Annotated in this window: 20 protein-coding genes and 2 pseudogenes; 11 read left to right on the forward strand and 11 right to left on the reverse strand. The window is 69.6% G+C overall.

Going from position 1 to position 22,612, the window contains the following annotated elements:
• Positions 1 to 567 precede the first annotated feature (567 nt).
• From ACFVFQ_RS36875 to tpg, 3 genes are all read left to right on the forward strand, one after another.
• On the forward strand, positions 568 to 1,014 hold the full coding sequence (locus ACFVFQ_RS36875) for a hypothetical protein (RefSeq protein WP_383424811.1): 447 nt from the start codon (positions 568 to 570) through the stop codon (positions 1,012 to 1,014).
• Positions 1,015 to 1,198: 184 nt separating this feature from the next.
• The gene (locus ACFVFQ_RS36880; RefSeq protein ID WP_383424813.1) at positions 1,199 to 3,877 is read left to right on the forward strand and encodes a Helicase associated domain protein; all 2,679 of its coding nucleotides are present in this window, start codon (positions 1,199 to 1,201) and stop codon (positions 3,875 to 3,877) included.
• Positions 3,878 to 4,051: 174 nt separating this feature from the next.
• On the forward strand, positions 4,052 to 4,609 hold the full coding sequence (gene tpg / locus ACFVFQ_RS36885) for a telomere-protecting terminal protein Tpg (protein WP_383424815.1): 558 nt from the start codon (positions 4,052 to 4,054) through the stop codon (positions 4,607 to 4,609).
• A gap of 31 nt (positions 4,610 to 4,640) precedes the next feature.
• Here the strand turns inward: tpg and ACFVFQ_RS36890 are convergent, their stop codons facing one another.
• Entirely contained in the window at positions 4,641 to 5,429 is a 789-nt protein-coding gene (locus tag ACFVFQ_RS36890) for a hypothetical protein (RefSeq protein WP_383424817.1), read from the reverse strand.
• On the opposite strand from ACFVFQ_RS36890, the gene ACFVFQ_RS36895 reads away from it, so the two are divergent.
• The gene (locus ACFVFQ_RS36895; protein WP_383424819.1) at positions 5,412 to 5,771 is read left to right on the forward strand and encodes a hypothetical protein; all 360 of its coding nucleotides are present in this window, start codon (positions 5,412 to 5,414) and stop codon (positions 5,769 to 5,771) included. The two genes, ACFVFQ_RS36890 and ACFVFQ_RS36895, sit on opposite strands and share 18 nt — an antisense overlap.
• Here the strand turns inward: ACFVFQ_RS36895 and ACFVFQ_RS36900 are convergent.
• From ACFVFQ_RS36900 to ACFVFQ_RS36910, 3 genes are all read right to left on the reverse strand, one after another.
• Entirely contained in the window at positions 5,755 to 6,498 is a 744-nt protein-coding gene (locus tag ACFVFQ_RS36900; protein ID WP_383424823.1) for an AAA family ATPase, read from the reverse strand. The two genes, ACFVFQ_RS36895 and ACFVFQ_RS36900, sit on opposite strands and share 17 nt — an antisense overlap.
• The gene (locus ACFVFQ_RS36905; protein WP_383424859.1) at positions 6,495 to 8,099 is read right to left on the reverse strand and encodes a Mu transposase C-terminal domain-containing protein; all 1,605 of its coding nucleotides are present in this window, start codon (positions 8,097 to 8,099) and stop codon (positions 6,495 to 6,497) included. The genes ACFVFQ_RS36900 and ACFVFQ_RS36905 overlap by 4 nt, the downstream gene beginning before the upstream one ends.
• A gap of 159 nt (positions 8,100 to 8,258) precedes the next feature.
• Positions 8,259 to 9,224, reverse strand: coding sequence for an AAA family ATPase (locus ACFVFQ_RS36910; RefSeq protein ID WP_383424827.1), 966 nt, complete (start codon positions 9,222 to 9,224; stop codon positions 8,259 to 8,261).
• A gap of 165 nt (positions 9,225 to 9,389) precedes the next feature.
• Here ACFVFQ_RS36910 and ACFVFQ_RS36915 point away from each other — a divergent pair, with 165 nt between their 5' ends.
• Positions 9,390 to 9,551: a hypothetical protein gene (locus ACFVFQ_RS36915; protein ID WP_383424829.1), complete on the forward strand. Its 162-nt coding sequence runs from the start codon at positions 9,390 to 9,392 to the stop codon at positions 9,549 to 9,551.
• Between the two features lie 242 nt (positions 9,552 to 9,793).
• Positions 9,794 to 10,858 (forward strand): annotated as a pseudogene (locus tag ACFVFQ_RS36920) (helicase associated domain-containing protein); the annotation flags it as partial.
• Positions 10,859 to 12,314: 1,456 nt separating this feature from the next.
• Here the strand turns inward: ACFVFQ_RS36920 and ACFVFQ_RS36925 are convergent.
• From ACFVFQ_RS36925 to ACFVFQ_RS36935, 3 genes are all read right to left on the reverse strand, one after another.
• On the reverse strand, positions 12,315 to 12,500 hold the full coding sequence (locus ACFVFQ_RS36925; protein ID WP_383424831.1) for a hypothetical protein: 186 nt from the start codon (positions 12,498 to 12,500) through the stop codon (positions 12,315 to 12,317).
• Positions 12,501 to 13,057: 557 nt separating this feature from the next.
• Positions 13,058 to 13,411 (reverse strand): cupin domain-containing protein, encoded by a 354-nt coding sequence (locus ACFVFQ_RS36930; protein WP_383424833.1) that lies wholly within the window; start codon positions 13,409 to 13,411, stop codon positions 13,058 to 13,060.
• A 290-nt stretch (positions 13,412 to 13,701) separates the two neighbouring features.
• Positions 13,702 to 14,694 carry a GlxA family transcriptional regulator gene (locus tag ACFVFQ_RS36935; RefSeq protein WP_383424835.1) on the reverse strand — a complete coding sequence of 331 codons (993 nt, stop codon included), beginning with the start codon at positions 14,692 to 14,694 and terminating at the stop codon, positions 13,702 to 13,704.
• 89 nt (positions 14,695 to 14,783) lie between these two features.
• Here ACFVFQ_RS36935 and ACFVFQ_RS36940 point away from each other — a divergent pair, with 89 nt between their 5' ends.
• Positions 14,784 to 15,374 (forward strand): cysteine hydrolase family protein, encoded by a 591-nt coding sequence (locus tag ACFVFQ_RS36940; protein WP_383424837.1) that lies wholly within the window; start codon positions 14,784 to 14,786, stop codon positions 15,372 to 15,374.
• A gap of 319 nt (positions 15,375 to 15,693) precedes the next feature.
• Here the strand turns inward: ACFVFQ_RS36940 and ACFVFQ_RS36945 are convergent, their stop codons facing one another.
• The gene (locus ACFVFQ_RS36945; protein ID WP_383424840.1) at positions 15,694 to 16,281 is read right to left on the reverse strand and encodes a hypothetical protein; all 588 of its coding nucleotides are present in this window, start codon (positions 16,279 to 16,281) and stop codon (positions 15,694 to 15,696) included.
• Between the two features lie 545 nt (positions 16,282 to 16,826).
• Between ACFVFQ_RS36945 and ACFVFQ_RS36950 the strand changes: the two genes are divergently transcribed.
• Complete coding sequence (locus ACFVFQ_RS36950) at positions 16,827 to 17,168, forward strand: RidA family protein (RefSeq protein ID WP_383424842.1); 342 nt, start codon at positions 16,827 to 16,829, stop codon at positions 17,166 to 17,168.
• 703 nt (positions 17,169 to 17,871) lie between these two features.
• Here ACFVFQ_RS36950 and ACFVFQ_RS36955 read toward each other — a convergent pair.
• Positions 17,872 to 18,093 (reverse strand): hypothetical protein, encoded by a 222-nt coding sequence (locus ACFVFQ_RS36955; protein WP_383424844.1) that lies wholly within the window; start codon positions 18,091 to 18,093, stop codon positions 17,872 to 17,874.
• 543 nt (positions 18,094 to 18,636) lie between these two features.
• On the reverse strand, positions 18,637 to 19,569 hold the full coding sequence (locus ACFVFQ_RS36960; RefSeq protein ID WP_383424846.1) for a LysR family transcriptional regulator: 933 nt from the start codon (positions 19,567 to 19,569) through the stop codon (positions 18,637 to 18,639).
• A 117-nt stretch (positions 19,570 to 19,686) separates the two neighbouring features.
• Here ACFVFQ_RS36960 and ACFVFQ_RS36965 point away from each other — a divergent pair, with 117 nt between their 5' ends.
• A complete protein-coding gene (locus ACFVFQ_RS36965) occupies positions 19,687 to 20,532 on the forward strand; it encodes an alpha/beta hydrolase (protein WP_383424851.1) in 846 nt (281 codons plus the stop codon).
• Between the two features lie 84 nt (positions 20,533 to 20,616).
• Entirely contained in the window at positions 20,617 to 20,958 is a 342-nt protein-coding gene (locus ACFVFQ_RS36970; RefSeq protein ID WP_383424855.1) for a hypothetical protein, read from the forward strand.
• A 369-nt stretch (positions 20,959 to 21,327) separates the two neighbouring features.
• Here the strand turns inward: ACFVFQ_RS36970 and ACFVFQ_RS36975 are convergent, their stop codons facing one another.
• Complete coding sequence (locus ACFVFQ_RS36975; protein ID WP_383424857.1) at positions 21,328 to 21,804, reverse strand: hypothetical protein; 477 nt, start codon at positions 21,802 to 21,804, stop codon at positions 21,328 to 21,330.
• 35 nt (positions 21,805 to 21,839) lie between these two features.
• Here ACFVFQ_RS36975 and ACFVFQ_RS36980 point away from each other — a divergent pair.
• Positions 21,840 to 22,486: pseudogene (locus tag ACFVFQ_RS36980) on the forward strand (transposase).
• Positions 22,487 to 22,612 lie beyond the last annotated feature (126 nt).

The raw sequence follows: 22,612 nt of genomic DNA on the forward strand, positions 1-22,612 counted from the left end.
GAGCGGGTACCGTAGCGCTGCGCGCTACGCAAGCGAACTGCCTTGCTTCGCAAGGCAGTTACGGTTCGCTGCGCTCACCGTGCCTGGGCTGCGCCCAGGCAGTTGCACATCGCTGCGCGATGTGCCAGCGGAGCGGGAGCGCCTGGCGGGTGGCTGCGCCACCCGCCCAACCTGCCTGCGTAGCAGGCAGGTTGATGCTCCGTTCGCTGCGCTCCCGGAGCAGTGGGACTACGTCCCACGGTCAGGTTTCCGCTTCGCTTCAACCTGACGGCGGGTCCGCTGCGCTCCCCCGCCTGACGGTCCTTCCGGTCTGCGCCTCCAGAACCGTTGGAGTCCGCTGACGCGGACTGGGGCTGGCTACAGGGAGGGAGACGGTGTATCGCGTGCATCAAGTTGATGCAGTATGTAGTGTTGGCGGAAACACGGGACACCCTTCAACTGCCCGGGAGCTCCCCGGAGTTCTGGGAGGAACGACCGAAGATGATCGGTCACCATGAATCTACCCGACCCGATCCCGTGCTGAGCAACGATTCTGTGCGCCGGGTGACGCAGTACCAGACTGCGGGCGTGTACGCCCGGTTGAAGGTGTTCGCGCTCCTGGAAGCGCAGGGCGTGCCCGCGAGCGAGGCGGACGACCTGGTGGCCGCTCTGGAGTCCGGGGCGATCGCCGGGGCGCAGTGCCAGGTGGTGGAGCTGGGCGGCATGGCGCCGGCCTCTAGGGGCCCGCTGTTCTCGGACGGCTGGGATGACAGCGTGACGGCCGTGAGCGAGGCCCTGGTGGGCATCGCGGACCGAGAGTGGTCCCGGCGCGGCGGCCGGTCGGCCGGGGCCGCTGAACTGGCCGTACACATCGCGGACGTGAGGCAGCGTGAGCAGGCCGCCCTGGTGCGGCTGGAGAGGTTCGTCCGGGAGAACGTGCTGCCGCGCACGCACCCGCACACCACGGCGCGGCGCGGCGCCGGGTGCTGGAGGTGCTGGGTGAGGCCGGTGGTCTGTGCGCGGCGCGGACGGTGAACTGCGACGGGGACTACATCGTCTGCACGCTCGATGCCGGGCGGCAAGCCGCCCTTCAAGGGCGGAAAGTCGGGCGGCTGGCACAAGGCGGATGCGTCGATCTGGAACGACTTGGGCGCGGCCTGCATTCCGCACGTGGCCCTCTGAAAGGCCAACGGAAATTCAGCGCTCGGGGAGGCATGGAATGTCAGCGATTCAGCTCAAGGAACACCAGGTCGATCAGCGTTCCGCGTTTCGCAGGTGGGTGGGATTCCCTGCAAGGTCATCTGTGCCCCCGCAGGGTGCCCGGGGCACCATCGTGTCAGCGACCGGCTCGGGCAAGACGATCACGGCCGCTGCGTGCGCGCTGGAGTCGTTCGCGGACGGCCGAATCCTCGTAACCGTGCCCACCCTGGACCTGCTCGCGCAGACCGCCCAGGCGTGGCGTCTGGTCGGTCACCGGGCGCCGATGGTCGCGGTGTGCTCGCTGGAAAACGACCCGGTGCTGAAGGAACTGGGCGTGCGGACCACCACCAACCCGATCCAGCTCGCCCTGTGGGCCGGGAAAGGGCCGGTCGTCGTATTCGCCACGTACGCCTCCCTCGTGGACCGCGAGGACATCGACGCACCCGAGGGCCAGCGGAAGGTTCGCGGGCCCCTGGAGGCCGCCCTGGCGGGCGGAGACCGGCTGTACGGCCAGCGCATGAGCGGCTTCGACCTCGCGATCGTGGATGAGGCGCACGGAACCGCCGGTGATCTTGGGAGGCCGTGGGCGGCCATCCACGACAACCAGCGGATCCCGGCGGACTTCCGGCTCTACCTGACCGCGACCCCGCGCATCCTCGCCGCGGCCCGCCCGCAGAAGGGCGCGGAGGGCCAGGAGGCGGAGATCGCGACCATGGCCGACGACCCGGAGGGCACGTACGGCGCGTGGCTCGCAGAACTCGGGCTCTCGGAGGCGATCGAGCGCGAGATCCTCGCCGGGTTCGAGATCGACGTCCTGGAGATCCGCGACCCCTCCCCCGTCATCGGGGAGTCCGAGGAAGCCCGGCGCGGCCGGCGTCTGGCGCTGCTGCAGACCGCGCTCCTGGAGCACGCGGCGAAGTGGAACCTCAAGACCGTCATGACGTTCCACCAGAAGGTGGAGGAGGCCGCCGCGTTCGCGGAGAAGCTGCCGGAGACGGCTGCCGAGCTGTACGTCAACGACGCCACCGACGACGACCTGGCCGCCGCCGACAAGTTGCCGAAGTCCTCCATCGACGCAGAGTTCTACGAGCTCGAGGCCGGCCGCCACGTACCGCCGGACCGGGTGTGGTCGGCGTGGCTGTGCGGCGACCATCTCGTGACCGAGCGGCGCGAGGTCATCAGGCAGTTCGCCAACGGCATCGACGCCGCCGGGCGCCGGGTGCACCGCGCCTTCCTCGCCAGCGTTCGCGTGCTCGGGGAGGGCGTGGACATCACCGGCGAGCGGGGCGTGGAAGCGATCTGCTTCGCGGACACCCGCGGCTCGCAGGTGGAGATCGTGCAGAACATCGGCCGGGCGCTCCGGCTCAACAAAGACGGCAGCACGAAGGTGGCCAGGATCATCGTGCCGGTGTTCCTGGAGCTCGGCGAGGACCCGACGGACATGGTCGCCTCCGCCTCGTATGCCGGGTTGGTCGCTGTGCTCCAGGGCCTGCGCTCGCATGATGAACGACTCGTCGAGCAGCTCGCCTCCCGCGCCCTCACCCGCAGCAAGCACGCGCGCAAGGTGCACGTCCAGCGCGATGAGGAGGGCCGAATCATCGGGGCCGACGGCGAGGACGAGGGCAGCGAAGACCAGGAGCAGGACGACACCGATGCCGCTGCTGAGTCGGCGCTGCTGCACTTCTCCAGCCCGCGCGACGCGGCGACCATCGCCGCCTTCCTGCGCACCCGGGTCTACCGGCCCGAATCCCTGGTGTGGCTGGAGGGCTACCAAGCCCTCATCCGCTGGCGGGCCGAGAACGGCATCACCGGTCTCTACGCCGTCCCCTACGACACCGAGATCGCAGTCGGCGTCACCAAGGACTTCCCCCTCGGGCGATGGGTGCATCAGCAGCGCAAGGCGCTGCGGGCCGGGGAGTTGGAGGAGCGGCGCAAGACGCTGCTGGACGCTCCGGAGGCCGGGATGGTCTGGGAGCCCGGCGAGGAAGCATGGGAGAACAAGCTCGCCGCGCTCCGTTCCTACCGGCGAGCCACCGGACACCTCGCCCCGCGTCAGGATGCGGCGTGGGGCGAGGGCGAGGCGATGGTGCCCATCGGGCAACACATCGCCAATCTTCGTCGCAAGGGCGGGCTCGGCAAGGACCCGAAGCGGGCGGAGAAGCGCGCGCAGCAGCTGACCGCGATCGACCCGGACTGGAACTGCCCCTGGCCGTTGAGCTGGCAGCGCCACTACCGCGTCCTCGCCGACCTCGTCGACGCCGACGGCCACCTGCCCTACATCGCACCCGGCGTCGTCTTCGACGGCGACGACATCGGCACATGGCGGTGGCGACAACAAAAGCCGGGCACCTGGGCGCAACTCTTTCCTGAGCAACAAGAACGGCTGACCGCACTAGGTATCCAGGCACCCTCCCCCGCTCCTTCTCCCACCCCGGCGACGGCAGCCAGTGCGACGAAACCGAGCAAAGCACAGCAGGCGTTCCAACGCGGGCTTGCGGCCCTCGCGCAGTGGGTGGAACGGGAAGGCGCCCACCGGCCGGTGCCAAGGGGCCACGGCGAACAGATCACGGTCGACGGCGAGGCGGAGCCGGTGACCGTGAAGCTGGGCGTATGGCTATCGAACACCAAATCCAGGCGCGGCAAGCTCACGGCAGAGCAACTGGAGGCACTACGGAAACTGGGCATGGAATGGGCGTAGCTGCGCCGAGAGGCAGATGCCCCTTTTGTGGCACGCCCCTGAGGTCCCATAGCTGACCACGACCAGTGCTGTCCCGAAGACGCCAGAACAAGGCAGGGGGCGGACGGATGTGGGAGACGTTAGGACCAAGGCCGCAGGACATCGGCCTGTCGACAGGCCACTTGGGGACCAAACATGGGAAAGATCGCTCAAGGGCTGGAGCGTGCACTGCGCACCCGTCCCGTTCCCTCAAGCACCGAGGCTCGCCTGCGGTATCTGCTGACGGCGCATCAAGGTTCCACCCGGAGGGTCGCCGCTGTGCTGGGGGTGTCACAGCGCACTGTGCAGCGGTGGGTGACCAAGAAACCCGGAGCACGGCGCCTGCCGGGTCCGCTGCAGACCAGGGCAATCGAGGAAGCGGTCCGGACTCGGTGGCAGCCCCGGGTGCGGGCCCGCCGGCGCGCACAGGCCGAAGCGGAAGGCTTCGTCTTCCACACCAGGGCGCGATTCGGGTTCGCCGCGCCGGCGGGGTCCTCGGACGATCCGCGGGTGCGGTGGATCACCCAGGACCTGCCGGGAGAGGTCGCCCGTGAACTGTTCGCCGCCCGGGACGCCGGCGCGGGCGAGCAGCAGCAGATGGTGATCCTCGCCCGCGCGCTGGGACACGCTTACTTCCGCGACGGGGGCCGCCGCGCTCACGGTCTGCACATCGCCTTCAGCGACGTCGAGTTCGCTGACTTCTCGATCGGATGAGGCATATAGCTGATCGACCGTGTCAGGGCGTTCAGCACCGCGAGGGCCTGGCGCGTGGGGCCGGCATCGATTCGTACCTCCCGGCCTCCTGTCGCTCACGCCAGTCCCACTCCACACGGCCGACCTGGCCTTGGCGGCGGGCCGCGGGCGGCTGGGGCGGGCGCAGCCTGGCCGTCTCCGCCACGACCAGCAGGTGCGCACGGTCACTTGGCGCGGCGAGCAGTTCTCCGTCCTCGCCGGATACGAGCCGAGAGAAGCAGGCTGCGGCCCGTAGGAAGACACCCGCCCACAGCGGTACGGGATAGGCGGCGCAGCCGTCGGTGTAGCGGGCGCGGTCGTGCAGGGCGAGCGTGGCTGCGGCGTCGTCGTAGTCGTGGGGGCGGGCGGTGGCGAGTTGTTGGAGGGAGGCGCCGGTGAACAGCGCGGCGGCAATGGCCGCGGCCAGGCGCGGGTGTGCGCTCGCCCCGTGAAGCCGGCGGGCGACTCGCTGGGCGGTGCGCGGGGTGAGAGGCGCAGGCGGCGGACGGTGCCGCCAGAGGATCGGCGGCGGCGCGCACAGGACGGCGCAGGGGCGGGGGCTGTCGTAGGAGACGAGACGGTCCAGTGCAGGCAGGGTGAGCCACCGGCCGACTGGCCGGGCAAGCTCGTTTGCCGGCAGGTGTTCAGTGGCGGTCGCGCCGTAGTAGCAGCGGCGGGCTGTCTGGAAGTCGGCGGTGACGATGTGGTCAACCCTCTGCAGGGCCCGGTGCAAAGCAGCGGGCAGGTGAGGGCGGTGGCAGACCAAGGTCAGGTGGATGCCGGTATGAGCGTGCAGTTGCAAAAGGCGCATCGTGCGGCGGCCGGTGAGGCGGTGTGCGCGCAGAACGGTCAGCCGGGTTATGGGGAGAGCGGTGATCCAGGCGGTGGCAGCTTCCCAGGCGGGCTGGCGGCCGCCGGGAAAGCGGCCCGGGAGCAGGGGTGGTTTGCCCAGGGCGGCGAGAAGGTCATGGGCGAGGCCGGTTTCGCTGGTCGTGCCCGGCCCGGGGTGCAGGGTGATCCGGCCGTGAGACGGATGGTGGGCGGCCAGAGCGGTATGCGTGTGGATCGCATCGTCATGGCGGTCGATGACGACGGTGACGGGCGGCGCGGCAAGCGGCATGGCAGCGTCAGGCGAGGCGGCTGAAGGCCCAGCGCAGCAGTTCCTGGTCGACGCGGGGGCGTCCGGTGCGGGCCAGGGCGGTGCGGGTGTGGGCGGTCAGTTGGGCCCAGGCGCGGAAGTTGCCGTGTGCGGCGTGGCTGTCGGCGAAGGTGATGTCGTCAGGGGCGGCGTCGGCCCAGATCGGATGGAACAGCGGGATGGCCTCGAGGACTTCGCTGGGAGTGAGGCGGGAGAAATGCTGCCAGATGAAGATGCGGGAGGAGAGCATCGGTTCGCGGCGCAGCACGGTGTGGCAACCCTCGCCTCCGACGAAGATGATCGCGAGCTGGGTTGAGGGTTCATCCCACAGGTAGCGGAAGTATTCGAACGCCTCCCCGTTGAGCCACTGGGCCTCGTCCACCAGGAAGGTGCGGGGGCGTTCGGCCAGGGCGGTCTTCAACAGGCGGTCGAACTCGCTGGGGTGGCGCGGTGGTTCACCGGCCAGGTCGAGGGCGGTGAACAACTCGTAGCGCACCGCGCGGGCGGTGGGCCGGGCCCGGAAGGTGATTTTGCGGACGTCTTCGCCGGGTTCGAGTGCGCGCAGGCAGGTGTTGACGGCGAGGGTCTTGCCGAAGCCGGCGCCACCGTGGATACACATCATGGCCCGCGCGGCGACCGTGTCGGCGATGTTCTCCCGCGCGGTGAGCAGAGCGCGAGTGGTGACCACGGACGCATCGGGCAGGTCGACGTACTGGTAGGTGGCCGCAGTCACGAGGCATCTCCGTCTTCGTCGGTGGTGGGAGGTGTGGCCTGCCTGTTCGGGCCGTCCGTGGAGTGAGGGCCGCAAGGGGCTGGGACGGGCCGGCCAGACACGGTCCGGGTGGCGAGGGAGGGCGGGGTGCGCCAGTCGGCCGGGGGCGCGGCGGGCGGGATGAGGTCCGGCAGCGCCAGATCCGACAGGTCCGTGTCGGTGGCTTGGACGAGTTCGGTCCCGGCTTGCGCGGTGGTCAGCGCGCCGAGCCGCTGCGGTGCTTCGGCCTGTGTGACGGCGGCGTAACGCTCGCGCCGAGAAGCCTCTAGGTCTTTCTTCAGGCGGCGGGCGCGGGCAGCCCGCGCTTTGCGCACGGCGCTGATCTGTTCGTCGGTGGCCTGGTCGGCCAGGTCCGCAGGACCGAGGTAGCGGCCGGTGGCGGCGTGGTAGACCTCGATGCGGTGGTCGTGGTGGGGCATGAACCGGATACGGACCTGGATGCCGGTCTGGCCGGTCATCCACGGGCCCACGTAGTCGCGTCGTTTGAAGCGGACGCCGCGGGTGGTCAGCGTACGAGTGCCGGCGTCCTCCAGGGTGAACGTCCACAGGTCCGTGGCCGGCACGTCCCGCAGCGGGGTGGGATCGTCCTTCCACGCCTGAAGCGGGCTCTTCCCCCGCAAGGGCGCGGGGTGATGCTCAGTGTTCCACCAAGAAATCCAGGCCAGCAGCCGGGCGGTGAAGTCCTCGAAGCCGAGCAGCACTTCGTCCTTCGGGCAGGAGGCGCGTTTGCCGGGGCGCGGCTGGCGAGCATAGCCGGGCAGCGCGGCCAGGAACATGCTCTCCACCGCCCGGTTCAGGCCCTCCACAGTGCCCTTGAGGTGAGGGGTGTAGGCAGGCAGGTCCTCCACCGTCACATCCAACAGATCGAACGCGGCCGTCACCGTCCTGGACAAGAAGTCCTTGCCGCGGTCCACCCGTACCTTCTCGGGCAACCCGCCGAACGGGCCGTAGGGATCCTCGCGCAGGACCGCGGAGCGCAGCGCGGCCAGCACCGACTCCCGCGACGGATCCCCCGGCGTGACGGCCACACCCACGATCGCGTTCGTCGCGCAGTCGGTGAACCACGTGATCCATGGCCGACGGGCCCTGCCGTCGACGTCGACCAGCACCGGAGCCTGGACGTGATCGGTCTCCCACACCTGGTTGCGCCAGCCCCGCGGCCGGGCCAGGAACACATCGTGCTTGCGTGCCGCCCGCTCCCCACCCGCAAGCCCAGCCCGCTCCCCCGGCGTCAGATCACGGCGGATCGCCCGGTGAAGCGTCGTCAATGACGGTGCGTCGGCAGGCGGAGACTGCCGAGCGGCACGCAGGACCAACTCGCGATGGACCGCCCGCACATTCCCCTTCCACAGCGCCAACAATCCACGGACTTCAGACGTGATCGTGAACCTCGTATCGGCCCGGGACCGTGCGCCGGGGTCGACGGCTGCGGCCTCATCATTCTCAGCAGCGGCCAGCCATCGCCACACCGTGCGCTCCGACACCCCCAGCGCGTCTGCAGCTACGCGAACATGACCGGCCGTCAGTCCTTTCCCCACCCGCAGGGCGAGCAGCCGCCGCACCGCCGGACCTCGCAGTGCCGTCCTCGACGCCGCAGGCAGTCCGTCACCTGCGCGGACGGCGCCTTCGTCCTCCATGCCAGCTCCCCTCGCGCGGTGGGACATCGTGTGTTCGCCGGGGCCGTGAGCATGCACCCCCGGCCCGTTGCAGGAGTGCTCCGTTCACAGTGGCGGAGCAACCCGCTTAAACAGCCGCCGCAGCAAGGCCCGGTCGACGGATGCATCAGCGGTGGTGAGCAGCGCGTTCTGCAGGTGCGCGGTCAAAGCGGCCCACGTGCGGAACGTGCCGTGCGCGCATGACTGGTCGATCCACGTCAGTTCCGGGGCCGGGACGGTGCGCCACAGCGGATGGAAGCCAGCCACCACACTCGCCACTTCCGCTCCGGTCAGGCGCGGAACCTCCTGCCACGCGACCACCCGCGATGCCAGCTGCGGAAGCCTGGCCAGCGCCCGCTCGCTGCCCGCCCCGCACAACACCAGCGTGATCCGCGTGCCAGGGTGGTCCCAAAGGCTCTGCAGATACTCCAGACACGGCACAGGAAGGCGCTGCGCCTCATCGACCACCAGCACCCGCGCCTGACCCAGAGCCCCCGCGACCGCCGCATCGGCCAACGCCGACGTGTGCGGGAAACGGCCCGCCAGCGCCAAAGCGTCGAACACCGCCCGCCTCATGCCAGCCACCGACGGGCGCACCGCCACCGGCACCCACGTCACCTTCCAGCCCGGGGGCACCTCACTGAGCACCATCCGCACGGCCGCGGTCTTGCCCCGGCCCGGGTCACCGAATACACACACCGCGCCCTGAACCGCCATCGCCTGCCCGACCGCCTCGGCAACCGCCCGAACCGACAACGTCCACACCGGCTGCGCACCCACCGGCAACGCCACACCCGCCAGCGCACCGCTCTCCCCCACCGGCAAACCCCCGGTCGCCTCTGGTACGAGACGCGGTGACGGTGGCACAGACGTCTTCGCCGCGCCGCCCTCACTCAGCCCGGCCAGGGCGAGGTCAGCCAACGCCTGCCGCGTTTGCTGCTCCCCCCACTCCCGCCGCACCACCGCTCGGTCCGGCAAGACCCTGCCAGCCTCCACATCCCGGCGCACCACCCGATGCAACGACGCCAGCAAGGGCACCTCCCCCCCCCCGCAGCCTTCAGATGCCGGTGCAACGCCGCCACGTTCCCGCCCGCCTGCGCCAGCACCTCCCACGCCCGGTCAGACAACTCCAGCCGCGCCCGGGGCCTGCGCTCCACACGGCCCTCCGTCCGCGCCGCCTCCAGCCAGCGCCACACCGTGCGCACATTCACCCCGCCGACCCGGGCGCCCGCACGCACATGCGCCGTCGTCAACGCCCCGGCCGCATCCAGCTCCAGCAACCGCGAAACCAACACCGGCCTGGACACCCTCAACCCCGCCGTGACCTCACCCCACGCGCCCGACTCCCCCACCGAATAACCTCCCGCCGCGGACACCAACACCCACCACGGTGCAACCACGCAACCCTCGGAAGGATCAGAAGTGCCGTTCCCAAGACAGCAACACGGAGCAGGGTGTACCGGTCCATGACAGCCACACCCACCACATACACCACCCCACGACAGTGACCCCGCCCTACCTCAACACCCGACCAGCGAAAACATCCCGACCTGACATACCGTCACTGACACTCACTCACTGACACCAAACCAGCACATCGCACCCAGGCCGCCGCCGAAGCGGCCCTGCTCCACTTCTCCAGCCCGCGCGACGCCGCGACGATCGCGGCGTTCCTGCGCACCCGGGTATATCGGCCGGAGTCGCTGGTGTGGCTGGAGGGCTACCAAGCCCTGCTGCGGTGGCGGAAGAAGAACGAGATCACCGGTCTGTACGCCGTTCCCTACGACACCGAGATCGCAGTCGGCGTCACCAAGGACTTCCCGCTGGGGCGGTGGGTGCACCAGCAGAGGAAGGCACTGCGGGCGGGTGAGCTGGAGGAGCGGCGCAAGACGCTGCTGGACGCTCCGGAGGCCGGGATGGTCTGGGAGCCCGGGGAGGAGGCGTGGGAGGCCAAGCTGGCCGCCCTGCGGTCTTACCGGCGGGCCACCGGGCATCTTGCTCCGCGTCAGGACGCGGTGTGGGGCGAGGCGATGGTGCCCATCGGGCAGCACATGGCCAACCTGCGGCGGAAGGGCGGGTTGGGAAAAGACCCGGAGCGGGCGACGAAGCGCGCGCAGCAGCTGACCGCGATCGACCCGGACTGGAACTGCCCCTGGTCGCTCAACTGGCAGCGCCACTACCGCGTCCTCGCCGACCTCGCTGCCGACGAACCCGGAGGTGTTTTGCCCGACATCCAACCCGGCGTGCTCTTCGACGGCGACGACCTCGGCACCTGGTTTCAGCGGCACAAACGACCGGGCGCCTGGGCGCAGTTGACGACTGAGCAGCGGGAGCGGCTGTCCGTGCTAGGCATCAATGCCGCAGCGGCCCCGTCTCCCGCCCCGGCGGCCAAGCGCGCGACGAAGGGCCTGACCAAGGCGCAGCAGGCGTTCCAGCGTGGGCTGTTGGCTCTCGCGCAGTGGGTGGAACGGGAGGGCGCCCACCGGCCGGTGCCGCGCGGCCACAGCGAGGAAATCGCCGTCGACAGCGAGACGGAGCCGGTGGCCGTGAAGCTGGGCGTATGGGTCTCCAACACCAAGTCCAGGCGCGACAAGCTCGACCAAGAGCAACTAGCCGCGCTGCAGAAGTTGGGCTACACCTGGGCCGCGCAGCCTGGCCGCGGATGACGCTGTGCCAGGGCACAAGGATCCCGAGCAGCAGCGTGCCGAGGCCAGAAACACCGACGGCCGGTACCGAGGCGGTACCGGCCGGTGTCGGCGGACGCGGGCCAACGCGCCTGCCGGTGTCCTGAAGGGCTCGGGCTTGCGACCAACGTTCCGTCAGGGCGATACCAACGGGAGCCGTTGGTATCGGTGTTGGGTAGCTTCTTACTGATAGGGCCCACAGTGCAAGCACGCCGGAACAGACACTGGGCCGTGCGAGGCCGTCGCGTCGAGCAACTGGTCGTACCCGTCCCGCCTTTCAGGGTCGAATCGCGTGTGAAGTTCCAGGGCAGACAGCGGAACATCTGCGAGGCCAGGAACCGGCGAAGTAGACATATGGCTCACTGGTTCGGTTGGGCGGCGAGCCGGCCATGGAAGGCTTGTGCGTACCGCGCAGCCCCGCATTCGCAGGGCCAACTGCCGCAGGGCTGCGTCTGCTTGCGACCATCCCGCCGGGTCCCGGTCCTTCGTGTGCCGGGGCCCCGTCAGGACGGAGTCCTGCGCGCCATGACCAGCCTGCCCACTACTCCCCCGCCCTCCTGCGCCCCACTCCCCTCGCCAGCGCCCGCCGGCGAGGGGCCGAGGGGGCGTCTAGGGCCCACGCACACCTGATCCTGCTGATCTCCTTCCTGGTGCTGGGCACGGCCCTGTTCCTCACAGGAACGTCGATCAGCGACATCCTCACCCTGCTCGGCGGGTGCGGGGCGGCCGGCGCCGCCACTCTCACGGCGGCCGGCGGCGGGCGCCGCCTGATGGCCGTCCTTATCGAAGCCGCAGTGCGCTCCGGCGCAGGCAAGTAAAGGAAGCCGGCCATCACCTCGCCCCGCCCCAGCGCCGCACGCCCCCGTTCGCCGCTCTCGCAGAGCACCTGGTCGCCCTGCGCAAGGCCCCGCGGCTGTCCCAGCCCGACCTTGCCGCCACCACCGCCAACTCCCGCGGCACTGTCCGAGTTGTTCTCGCCCAGCAGTTGGGGCCGAACTTCATCATCAGGAAGGCGTTGACGAAGACGACCTGGGCGGGATGTGCGCTGGGTCGTGGCAGCGGGCCTCCGGGTGGGGATACGCAACCGTCGCCCTGGAGCATGCAGGCAGTGGCCCGGGGGGCTTGTTGGGCCGCCTTTCGTTCTTGGGGAAGGTCGGTCAGCCCGCACAGGATGTCGTTGGCAGTGACCCGCAGGTAATCCTCGCTGGCATGGGCGATGAAGCTCAGCACCCGACGCAGAGCGTTGCGTCGGTGAGGTGCCCGGCATCCACGGCCTCGGCCGGGTACACCGTGAGCCGTCTAGAGCGCACCGGGCTCCTTGCCCTTGAGAAGGCCGGCGAAGAACTCGTCCCGGTCAGCGGCACGTTGTGGGTACAGCAAGGTTGTGAGCACCAACTCGCTGAGCTTGGCCGGGGCGCAGCGCACAGCAGCCCGGTGGTCACCGACGGTGCTTGTCGTCGCAGGCCGTTCGGCAGAGCGCATCCCCGTGCCCGCCCTGGCCGACGACGGTCAGGGAGCCGCCGGGTGGCAGTGCGAGCGCCGCCTTGACTACCTGCTCCGCGGTGTCGGCCTGGATCAGCCGGGCGTCCTTGGCCAACGCGAACACCAGCGCGGGGCTTCGCAAACCGGTGTCGTCGCTGAAGGCGACGACCGTGTGGTGTCACGGCCGCTCGCCGGGACCCGCGCGTGTGTCAGCAGGCAAGGGGATCACCGGCCTGGGCGCGCCACGGCGCCTCGGTGACTCGGCGCCTCGGTGAATCGGTGACTCGGTGACTCGGTGACTCGGTGACTCGGTGACTCGGTGACTCGGTGACGGACAGTCCCAGGCGGGTCGCGATCCCGCGGGCCACTGGTGCCGCCCGCAGGATCGTAGACCGGCAGATGACGCGCTCCGCGCCCACGATGGGCAGTACTCCAGACAGTCGCCACGTGTCGTGGCGAGACCGATGGTCACGTTCACAAACCCTTCTCGCGTGACGCGCCCACCAGGCCGCCTCCCGCCGGCCGGCCTCGCTGCGGTGTGCGGATCAGGCCCCGGACCATCCGGGCTCACGTGTCATGGCCCAGGTGCACGGGCCGCCGCCGGACAGCGGGTACGCGGCGGCGACCTCGAAACCGAGGCACTCGTAGAAGCACACATTGCCTTCGTCGGAAGTCTCCAGAAAGGCGGGCACTCCCGCCTCATTGGCGCCCAAGAGTCCCGGACGGATCACCGCCGCCCCCAGCCCCCGCCCCTTCGTACTCCGCGTAACGCCAACTGCCGTCGAGGACGTACCCCGAGACCGGGCCACGGTGACGGTGCCGCCCCAACACCCCGCCAGCTTGCACCCACAACACGTTCGCGGCCGAGTTACTGCGGATATCGAACGTCAGATGCTTGATCATCACGTTGGGAACGAAGGGCAGCCACGGGGAGGCCGCCTCTGCGATATGCCCCTCCGGCAGCGCGTATTGGTCCCGGCGTTGGTCGATCCTCGCCTCGATCGCAGCCCGACTGTCCGCACCCGGGGGCGAGTTGGTCGCCATCACTGACATCCTCCCTGCGCGCTGCTGGACGGACTCGCACGCCCACCCATGCTCGACCCCACCGCCCCACACCACAACACCCACGATGATCCAGCAGCGCAGCACTCGCGGCGCGCCGGCCCACTCAGCCACACCATCAACGCTTCGGTAGCGAGGGGTAGTTGCCCTGCCAGTTGGTGGTGGCGGCGCCGGGACACGTGACCGGTCCGTTCGTGCGGCATCCGGGCGGCCATCAGCGCGCCGAAGACGGCGACGGCGACGGTGACGGTGACAGCGAAGGGCCTCCCCCTCGGCGAGGGTCAGCGCTCCTGTCTGGAGAGTGGTTGTTCGGTGAAGGCTGTGCGGTAGGCGCTTGGGCTGGTCGACAGGCGGGCGGTGAAGTGCTGGCGCATGGTGACCTCGCTGCCGAAACCGGACCGGCGGGCGACCTCGGGGATGGGCAGATCGGTGCGTTCGAGGAGTTTTTGGGCCGTCGCGATCCGGTGGTCGACAAGCCAGCGCAGCGGAGTGGTTCCGGTGGCCGCCGCGAAGTGACGGGCGAAGGAGCGCGGTGACATCCCGGCACGGGCGGCGAGCGCGGACACGGTCAGCGGCTCGTCGAGGTGTGCCAGGGCGAAGGCGCGTACCTCGGCCAGTGCATCGGCGTCGCGGTCGGCGTGCGGCGTTGGGTGTTCGATGAACTGGGCCTGGGTGCCGGTCCGAAACGGCGCGGTGACCATGGAGCGTGCGACCGTCGCGGCCGCCTCTGCGCCGTGCGCGGTGCGCACCAGGTGCAGACACAGGTCGATGCCGGCGGCGGTGCCGGCAGACGTCCACAGATTGTCGTCCTCGATGAACAGCGCGTCCGACTCGACCCGCACCCGCGGGTGTTGGGCTTGCAGTTGATCGGCCAGGGCCCAGTGGGTCAGCGCCCGGCGACCGTCCAACAGGCCCGCCTGGGCGAGGGTGAACGCTCCCCCGCACAACGCGGCGATGGTGGTGCCACGGGCGTGAGCGCGGCGCAGTGCCGCAAGGACCGGCTCGGGGGCCGGGGTGACATGGTCGTCCAGGCCAGGCACCAGGATCAGTTCGGCGCGGGGCAGCCAGGCCAGGGTGCGGTCCGGGGCGAGCGAGAGCCCGCCGCGCATCGGTACGGGTTCAGGGCCCACAGCCACCCGACGCAACTCGAACGCGGGCACCCCGCGGTCGGTACGATCCGCACCCCACACCTCGGTAATCACCGAAACGTCGAAGCACCGGATGCCGGGGAAGGCGAGCAGGGCGATGCGGTGAGCCGGGGACGGTCGAGTCATCCTGGCAGTAAACCATCTGGCAGTAAACCATCGATCGCTGTCTTTCCGGCTCCTGTGGACCGGAGCGGCAAGGGGGCAGGATCGCCGGCATGGAGATCACACGGAATGCGGCGCTGGTAGTGGTGGACGTCCAAAAAGGCTTCGAGGATGCGGAGTTCTGGGGTCCGCGCAACAACCCGGCCGCCGATGAGAACATCGCCTCCCTGATCGCGGCCTGGCAGGACACGGGCCGGCGGGTCGTCTTCGTACGGCACGACTCCCACGAGCCCGGCTCGCCACTGCGGCCCGGGCACGAGGGCAACGACTTCAAGGAGTACGTCCAGGAGCAGCGCGGCAAGGGCAGCGGGCCAGAGCTACTCGTCACCAAGTCGGTGAACTCGGCGTTCTACGGCACCCCCGACCTTGACGCCTGGTTGAAGGCAGCGGGCATCACCCAGGTCGTACTGGCCGGCATCCAGACCAACATGTGCGTGGAGACCACCGCCCGCATGGGCGGCAACCTCGGCTACGACGTGCTGGTCGCCCTCGACGCCACCCACACCTTCGACCTGACCGGACCGAACGGATGGCGTCTGACGGCTGAGGAGTTGGCGCGGGCGAGTGCCGTGTCGCTCCACGGCGGGGGCTTCGCGCGGGTGGTGACAACCGGCGAGCTGGTGGCCGCCGTCCACCACCCCTGACCTCCCACAGCACGGGCGCGGGCCACCCCCGACGCTCACCCGGGCCAACTCGACCACTCACGGGCCAGGTCAAAGACTCAGTCACAGGGACGCCGACGACGTGGAGCCCCACCCCTGCCCCGTTGCCAGGCCGGCTCCCCGGTCCCGCTTGCCTTCGCACCGGACACCTCGACCGCCGACATCCGCATCGAGAGCGTTGGACATACGCGCGGAGCTCGCGCCCCCTACCTAGCCGAAAGCCCCCGCCCAGGCAGCAACGTGCCTGGGCGGGGGCTTCGGAAGCCAGCGGCGCGGCCTGGGGCCGGGTTGGAGAGCGTGCTCAGCTGCGAGGGCGCTGGAACCAGTCGGCCGAGGCGCGCTTGGCGCAAAAGACGATCACCAGGATCGACAGGACCAACACCACCAGGCCAAGGCCCCAGGTGGTGATGTTGAAGAAACCACTGACGATGCCGAAGGACGCGTAGACGATCGAGCCGATGCGGACTCCGTTGCCGCCCTTGCCGTAACGCGCGGCGAGCACGAAGCCGATGACCGCGAAGACCAGGGCGAGCAGGATGAAGAAGCCGATGACGCCCTTGCCGACGTTGGCGACCGTGGACACGTCCACGTCTTGGCCGTTCGCGGTCGTGATCGTGCCGCCGACCCCGGCCTGGCCAACTGCCTTGTCGATCTGGGTGACTGCGACGCCGAAGGCCAGGGTGATGAGGAGGTGGAGCGAGGCGATCACATACATCATGATCCGCGCGGCCTTGGTGAGCCCCGGCATCGCCGTCGGCACCGCGGGGCCGCCGGGGTACCCGGCCTGCTGCGGGTAGGGGGCGTACGGCTGGCCGGGCGGGGGCACTTGCTGCGGGTAGGGCGCGGCCGGCGGCTGCCCGTAAGGGATGTTCTGATCGCCGAAGCTCATGGCGAAGTGTTCCTCCGTTGCACGTGCGAGACAGCGCACACAATCGGAGAGAGTGCATGAGCAGCTCGCCCCCGTGCCGCCCGCGGACCTGGGAGACATCGTCGCGGCACGCCTGACTTTTGTCCAATCATTACCCTTTGTTCGGTCAATGGCGTTGGTCGATACCTCGATGCCTCGATACCCAACGCATCGGGGGCGTGACGACGCACTTCGCAGGCGCACGCCGCTTCCTCCCCACGCTTATGGGCCCCACGGTCGGCCCGAAGGCAGGCTGTTCCTGGTCGTGGCCGTGAACAGCCGCCCTCTGACGGGGAGTTGCGCAACGTGCAGCCGATGGGACGCCTTCGGGCGGGGCCACCACCGCGCCGTCGGCTTAAGCCCGTTTCCGCTGGAAACGGCGCCGCCCATCATTGCCGTCACACCGGCTGCCGTCACACCGGCTGCCGCCTCACCCCGCCAGGCGACCTACTAGCCGGGGTTCGTCCATCTTCCTTTCCGGCCGTCTGCCGGGGGCCTTCGGCAGCCGCTAGGCGACAGCTTCGGCGGTGGTGCGGTCCGCGGCCGAGCCCGGCTCCAACTCCTCGGCATCGTCCAGCTCGCGCCGCGACACAAGAAGTCGCTACGCGGGCGACTTCGCCGCCCAGCTCAAGCAGACCTACGCCACCATGGACAGGGTCCTGGACCACTACGGCGCCACCCGGAACCAGGTCGTCTCGCAGACGCTGTACGTGGTGAACCTGCGGCAGAATGCCGCGGCGACGGCAGAGGGCAACCTGGGGTACTTCGGCGACCACCGCCCGGCCACGGCCAGCACGGTCTTGGGCATGCAGGGGCACATCTCGGCGTCGCGATCGACGCCGTCTTGGCATCGCGGCGGCAACGGGTGACCTGAGACTGGGCGGCAGGCGGTCTCGACACGCATGCCACTGTCGCGGTGAGGCAATCGGTCCCCGGGTCGGCGACCACGTCACCGCGCGCCGCATGCCCCAAGAGCCCGTTGGCCCGCTTGTCGTGATGGTGTGTTGAGGAAGGCGCCGTCATGGGCGGTGCTTGCGTGTCATGGCCAGGTGCGCAGGCCGCCGCCAGGCAGCAGGTACTCGGCACTGACCTCGAAGCCAAGGCGCTGGTAGAAGCGCACATTGCGTTCGTCGGCGGTGGCCAAAAAAGCAGGCACTCCCGCCTCCTTGGCCACCTTCAGCCCAGGACGGATCACCACGGCCCCCAGACCTGTCCTTGCCGGCCGGGGTCGACACCGACCAAGCCAAGAAAGAACACCGGTTCGGGTCGTCGGCGGCGCTGTCGACGTCCAGGAGGCCGACCTGTCCCGGCTTCCACACTTTGCCCGCGAAGACGGGGCGGAGATCGCCCAGCATCGCGATCCGTCTTGGGATCCGCAAGAGCGCGCCGGTCTCGGCGACCAGGGCTTCGAGCTCGGCCACCCGGCACAAGGCGTTGTCCCGTTCGGTCTCCAGGCGCCGTATGTGTTCGTCGCGGTCGGCCGCGCCGGCCTGTCGCAGTTGACGGTTGTCTGGCCCAGGTCGCCTCGGGCCGCGTCCTGGGCGGCCGTGCTGAGCATCGTCGTCATGCTGCTCAGCGCCTCGTCGTCTTCGTCGGTTTCCGCCAGGCGTGCGGACAGTACGTGGTGGCCCTGTGCGAGCGTCTTGGGTCAGGAGCCGTCGTGGGCGGCTGGGTCTGCTCCGGTGATGGGGTGAGCCATAGGTCGGCGTGCGGCCGGAGGACCTGCTCGATGATGCGGTAGTCGAGCACCGCCCCGCAGGACAGCGACAGTTGGTCCTCGGTGTCCACTGGCATGCCGGGCCATGCGGGTAGGTCCTCGGTGTGCTCGGGGCACAGGAACAGCAACCAGGCGGGCGCTCCGTGTTCCGCGGGTGGGCCCTGCCGCAGGAGGGTCGCCGTGCCGGTGCAGCGCAGTGGACGGCTTCGGCTTCGCCGCGCCCCGGAGCGCCGAGCGTGCACCCATATTCCGCAGGGGAGATGGACACACCGCCGGCCGCGCCACGCCGTCCCGAAACGCCCCGTGCTCACGGCTGAAGCCGGTCTCGGCGGCGTAGCCATCACGGTGATCGGCATGCTGGTGCTCTTCATCGCTGCCGTCGCCCACGGCGCCGTCGGCCATCCGCAATCGCCGAACACCGCCGGGCACCTCCCATCGAAGGGTCAGGTCGGCGACATCCCGCTGCGGATGTTCGCGCTGTGCCGGCAGGCGGCGCCCGCCGGCTGCGATGCAGTTCTTGCCGTCGACGTTCGCGGCCTACGCGTACCCGGTGCCGCCCGGCGGCGCGAGTCGACCCACTCCGTGAAATCCAGGGCATGCGAAGGGACGACCGGCCCGAGTCAAGTGTGGGGCCGGAGCCGGTCGTTGAGTGCGGCACCGACGTCGGGGCAGTTCTTCCGGATGATGTCGAGGAAGGCGCGCAGCACCGGGGAGTGATCGCGGGCCGCGAAGGACAGGACGAGATCGGGCAGGGGCGTGCGCGGGGTCACTTCACAGAACCGCACTCCCGGACGCGGGACCGCCCTCATGCGGGACGGTCCCAGGCCGACGCCCACGCCGGAGGCGGCGAGGCCGATGATCGTGTGCACGTCCCTCGCGACGGTCGCGCCGCCGAGAGCCGATGAGTCCGTGCCCAGCAGGGTGCGCAGTCCGGCGACGACAGCGGGCTCGTCCTCGCCGGCCGACACGATCAGCGGCTGTCGCCGCAACTGGTCGGCACTTACCGACTGTTGACCCGCGTACGGGTGCACCGTACTTACCACAGCGATCACGTGGTCGCGTCCGACCGGGACGGACACGAGATGCTCGGCTCCGGCACCCCGTGGCGGGCCGAGGGTGAGGGCCACGTCCAGCTCCCCGGCGACGAGGGCTGAGCTGCTGCGGCTGGTCGCCATCTCGTGCAATTCCAGTCTCACGTCGGGCCGTTCACGGCCGAACCGGCTCAGGACGCCCGGCAGCGGGTCGAGCAGTGCCGAGGCGATGAAGCCGAGGCGCAGACGTCCCGTCTCGCCGCGCGCGGCCCGGCCCGCGTCGACAGTGGCCGCCGCGATCTCGTCGAGCGCCCGGCGTGCCCGCGCGAGGAACGCCTCGCCGGCGGCGGTCGGGAACACCCCCTGACGTGTGCGGTCGAACAGCCGGGCCCCGACCTCGCGCTCCAGGTCGGCGATCTGTTTGGACAGCGGCGGCTGCGCGATGCCCAACTCGCCGGCCGCTCGGCCGAAGTGTTCGTGCTCGGCGAGAGCAACCGCGTACCGCAGGTGTCGCGCTTCCACGACCCGCCCTCCATCCCGTCGATCCCATCGGCTGCTGGCAATACCTCAAAGATATTGCCATGCCACTTACCAGATCTATGAATGGATGACGCGGCGGTTCCTGTCTGGAATGAAGCCATGAGGAACGCATCTGTGACCGACACCGTCTTCGTTCTCGTGCACGGCGCCTGGCACAGCTCCGGACAGTGGGCAGCGACGCAGCGCGCGCTGGCCGGACTGGGCGCTGCGAGCGTGGCCGTCGACATGCCGGGGCACGGCTTCGACGTACCTCTGCCCACCGGATACCTGCTGCCCGGCCAACCGGGCCTGCTGACCGAGAAGTCACGGCTCGCCACCCTGACGATGGACGACTGCGCCGAGGCCATACTGAGCCTCCTGCGCCAGGTGCGTCACCATCGCACTGTCGTGCTCGTCGCACACAGCGCGGGCGGCGGTCCCGCGTCCCTGGCCGCGGAGCGGGCGCCCGAGCTGGTGGACCGGATCGTCTACCTGTCCGCGTTCGTCCCGGGCGGGCGGCCGCGGTTCTTCGACTACCTGGGCTCACCCGAGAACGCCACCGCGCTGGGCCAGAACCTGAACCTCGGCGACCCCGACGCCCTGGGCGCTATACGGATCAATCCGCTCTCACCGGATCCCGCCTACCTCGACGAACTGCGGGAAACCCACTACCACGACACCCCGCTGGACCGCTTTGACCGGTGGCGGTCCGCGCTGAGCCCTGACCTGCCCCTGGCGATCCCGACGACTCCGGTCACCCCGACCGCGGCACGGTGGGGACGCATTCCACGAACCTTCCTGCGCTGCGCCGAAGACCGGGCGCTGGCACCAGCCGCGCAGGACCTGATGATCGCGGAAGCCGACCGGGCCTTCCCCGGCAACCCGTTCACCGTGCATACCCTCCCCGGCAGCCACAGCCCGTTCGCCGCCCGGCCGGGCGAACTCGCCGCGGTCCTCACCTCGTGAGCCGGCATCGACTCCTGAAGGATTTCCGCTCCTGAGTGTGGGACGGCTCGCGCCGGTGGCGGCGGGCGGCTCGTACTGCCAGTCGTGCTGTGCGCGACATTCGTGCAGTTGCTCAACGTCACCGTCGCGCAGACCACCGCCCCGGTGATCCGGACCGACCAGGGCGCCGGCCCAGGTGCCGCGCAGCTGATACCGGCCGGGGACCCCCTGACCCACGCCTGCCTGCTCATCACGGCCGCGCGCCTCGGCGTCCCGGCCGCCGCACCGCACCACGCACGCGGTGACGATCCGGGCGGTCTCGACGTCAAGGCCGGTGGTCTCCAGGCCGATGTCGGCCAGGCGGCCGGTGTGCCATACAGGAGGCGGGGCGTCGTTTTGCATCGTAATCAGATCTCCCTCTCTTTGGGATCGTGGGTTGGTCGCTGATCACTTGAGTGCATGCCGGCTAGCGTCGGTCGTCGCGGCCCCGCTGGGGTCAGCGAGTCTGAGGTGGGTGACGGTGTTCGCAGCGTGCGTTCTGCTTTCCACTGTTCGTCCAGGCGCCGTTTCCATCCCTTCGAGATGGTCTACGAGTTCGGCACCGAAGGCGGAATGAGCCGCACGAGGAGGGCGCCGCGCCCCGTCGTGAAATTCCTCAACTATGTGGCGGCTTCGAGGGGAGGCGGTACCCCACTGGCCTCGTCCTGTAGCGACGCCGCCGAAGTGCCACGCGATATGAAGCGACGAGACGAGCCGTCAGTACGAGATCCTGGCTAAGGGCTGTCCCGTAAAAGATCTTCGGGGCTTGGCGATGGGCTATCCCATGGCCGCTCGGGCAGCGTCGAGGAACGCCAGCCGGTTGTCCTCAAGGTAGTCCCGCACGCTCTCGCCGTCGGGCAAGCCTTCCCACACCGTCCGGTTGAGGTCGAGGAAGTAGGCACGTGCCGCGTCATGCACGGGCAGGGGGAACTGGATGCGGATGAGCCGCTCGGCGACCCACAGCCTGTTCATGACGTCCTGGGTCTTCAGATGCCAAGGGTGGGTGTCGTCGAACTCGGAAGGTCGGCTGAACGCGGAGCGTTCGGCCTCGGCTGCCACCTCGATGAACCGCTCCAGCAGCGCCAGCCGTTCCGCGCGCCGAGCCTCCGACAGGGCGTTCTGCTGCCGTTGCTGCTCAGCGCGTTCCGCTGACAATTGAGTCCTGTGCTGGACGAGGTAGGACAGCAATCCGCCGAGGACAACGCCGCCCAACGATATGAGTGACACCCAGACTTGACCTGACATGCTGGTCATCGTGCCACGCCACCAATCTTTGAGATGATCTCGCGGTGTCCGGTGTGATCACGGCGTCCGAGCCCTCCTGGATAACCCCGTTCACGGGGCTGAGCATGCGTCAGTTTGGCAAGCTGATCGCCGAGCTACGACGCGAGGGCGCTGATCCGGTCCAAGGGCCGGCCATGGAGCCGGCCGCTGGAGGATCGGGTTCTACTGGTCGCCGCATACTGGCCACGAACCTGACCCTGCGCCAGCTCGCCCCGCTGTTCGGCATCTCAAAGTCGGCGGGCGAGCGGTCGAAGAACTACAGGTACTCGACCAACCACCAGGTCGTCATCGATGCCGACACCCGGCTCGTGGTCGCCGTCGGTCGGCCGGTGCCCGGCAACCGCAACGACTGCAAGGCGTGGGAGCTGTCCTACGCGAAGGATGCGTCGGCCGCACCACGGTCATCGCCGACGGCGGCTACCGGGGCACCGGCCTGGTCATCCCCCACCGGCGCGAACGTGGCCAGGCCCAACTCCCGGCCGGGAAAGAGGAACATAACGCGTCTCACCGCAAGGTCCGTGCCCGCGTCGAGCACGTCTTCGCCCGCATGAAGGGCTGGAAGATCCTGCGCGACTGCCGCCTGAAAGATGACGGCGTTCACCACGCGATGCTCGGCATCGCCCGCCTGCACCACCTCACCCTGGCCGGGTAACGGAGACACGAGCTGGTCAACCAGCACACAGTGAGCTTCTTCAGCGGTGCTGCTCCAGGGTGAGGACCGCTTTGGTCATTGACGTCAGTCGGTTGGGGCTGCAGCGGGCTCGGCGGAAGAGCCGCC

The sequence above is a fragment of the Streptomyces sp. NPDC057743 genome (assembly GCF_042798755.1).
GTDB lineage: Bacteria > Actinomycetota > Actinomycetes > Streptomycetales > Streptomycetaceae > Streptomyces.

Bases quoted from the DNA above. Each gene is read 5' to 3' on its own strand.
- tpg (WP_383424815.1), top strand. From the start codon at position 4,052: ATGGGAAAGATCGCTCAAGGGCTGGAGCGTGCACTGCGCACCCGTCCC.
- ACFVFQ_RS36930 (WP_383424833.1), bottom strand. From the start codon at position 13,411: ATGTCAGTGATGGCGACCAACTCGCCCCCGGGTGCGGACAGTCGGGCT.
- ACFVFQ_RS36935 (WP_383424835.1), bottom strand. From the start codon at position 14,694: ATGACTCGACCGTCCCCGGCTCACCGCATCGCCCTGCTCGCCTTCCCC.
- ACFVFQ_RS36895 (WP_383424819.1), top strand. From the start codon at position 5,412: ATGAGCGTGCAGTTGCAAAAGGCGCATCGTGCGGCGGCCGGTGAGGCG.
- ACFVFQ_RS36955 (WP_383424844.1), bottom strand. From the start codon at position 18,093: ATGCCAGTGGACACCGAGGACCAACTGTCGCTGTCCTGCGGGGCGGTG.
- ACFVFQ_RS36965 (WP_383424851.1), top strand. From the start codon at position 19,687: ATGAGGAACGCATCTGTGACCGACACCGTCTTCGTTCTCGTGCACGGC.
- ACFVFQ_RS36975 (WP_383424857.1), bottom strand. From the start codon at position 21,804: ATGACCAGCATGTCAGGTCAAGTCTGGGTGTCACTCATATCGTTGGGC.
- ACFVFQ_RS36945 (WP_383424840.1), bottom strand. From the start codon at position 16,281: ATGAGCTTCGGCGATCAGAACATCCCTTACGGGCAGCCGCCGGCCGCG.
- ACFVFQ_RS36940 (WP_383424837.1), top strand. From the start codon at position 14,784: ATGGAGATCACACGGAATGCGGCGCTGGTAGTGGTGGACGTCCAAAAA.
- ACFVFQ_RS36880 (WP_383424813.1), top strand. From the start codon at position 1,199: ATGTCAGCGATTCAGCTCAAGGAACACCAGGTCGATCAGCGTTCCGCG.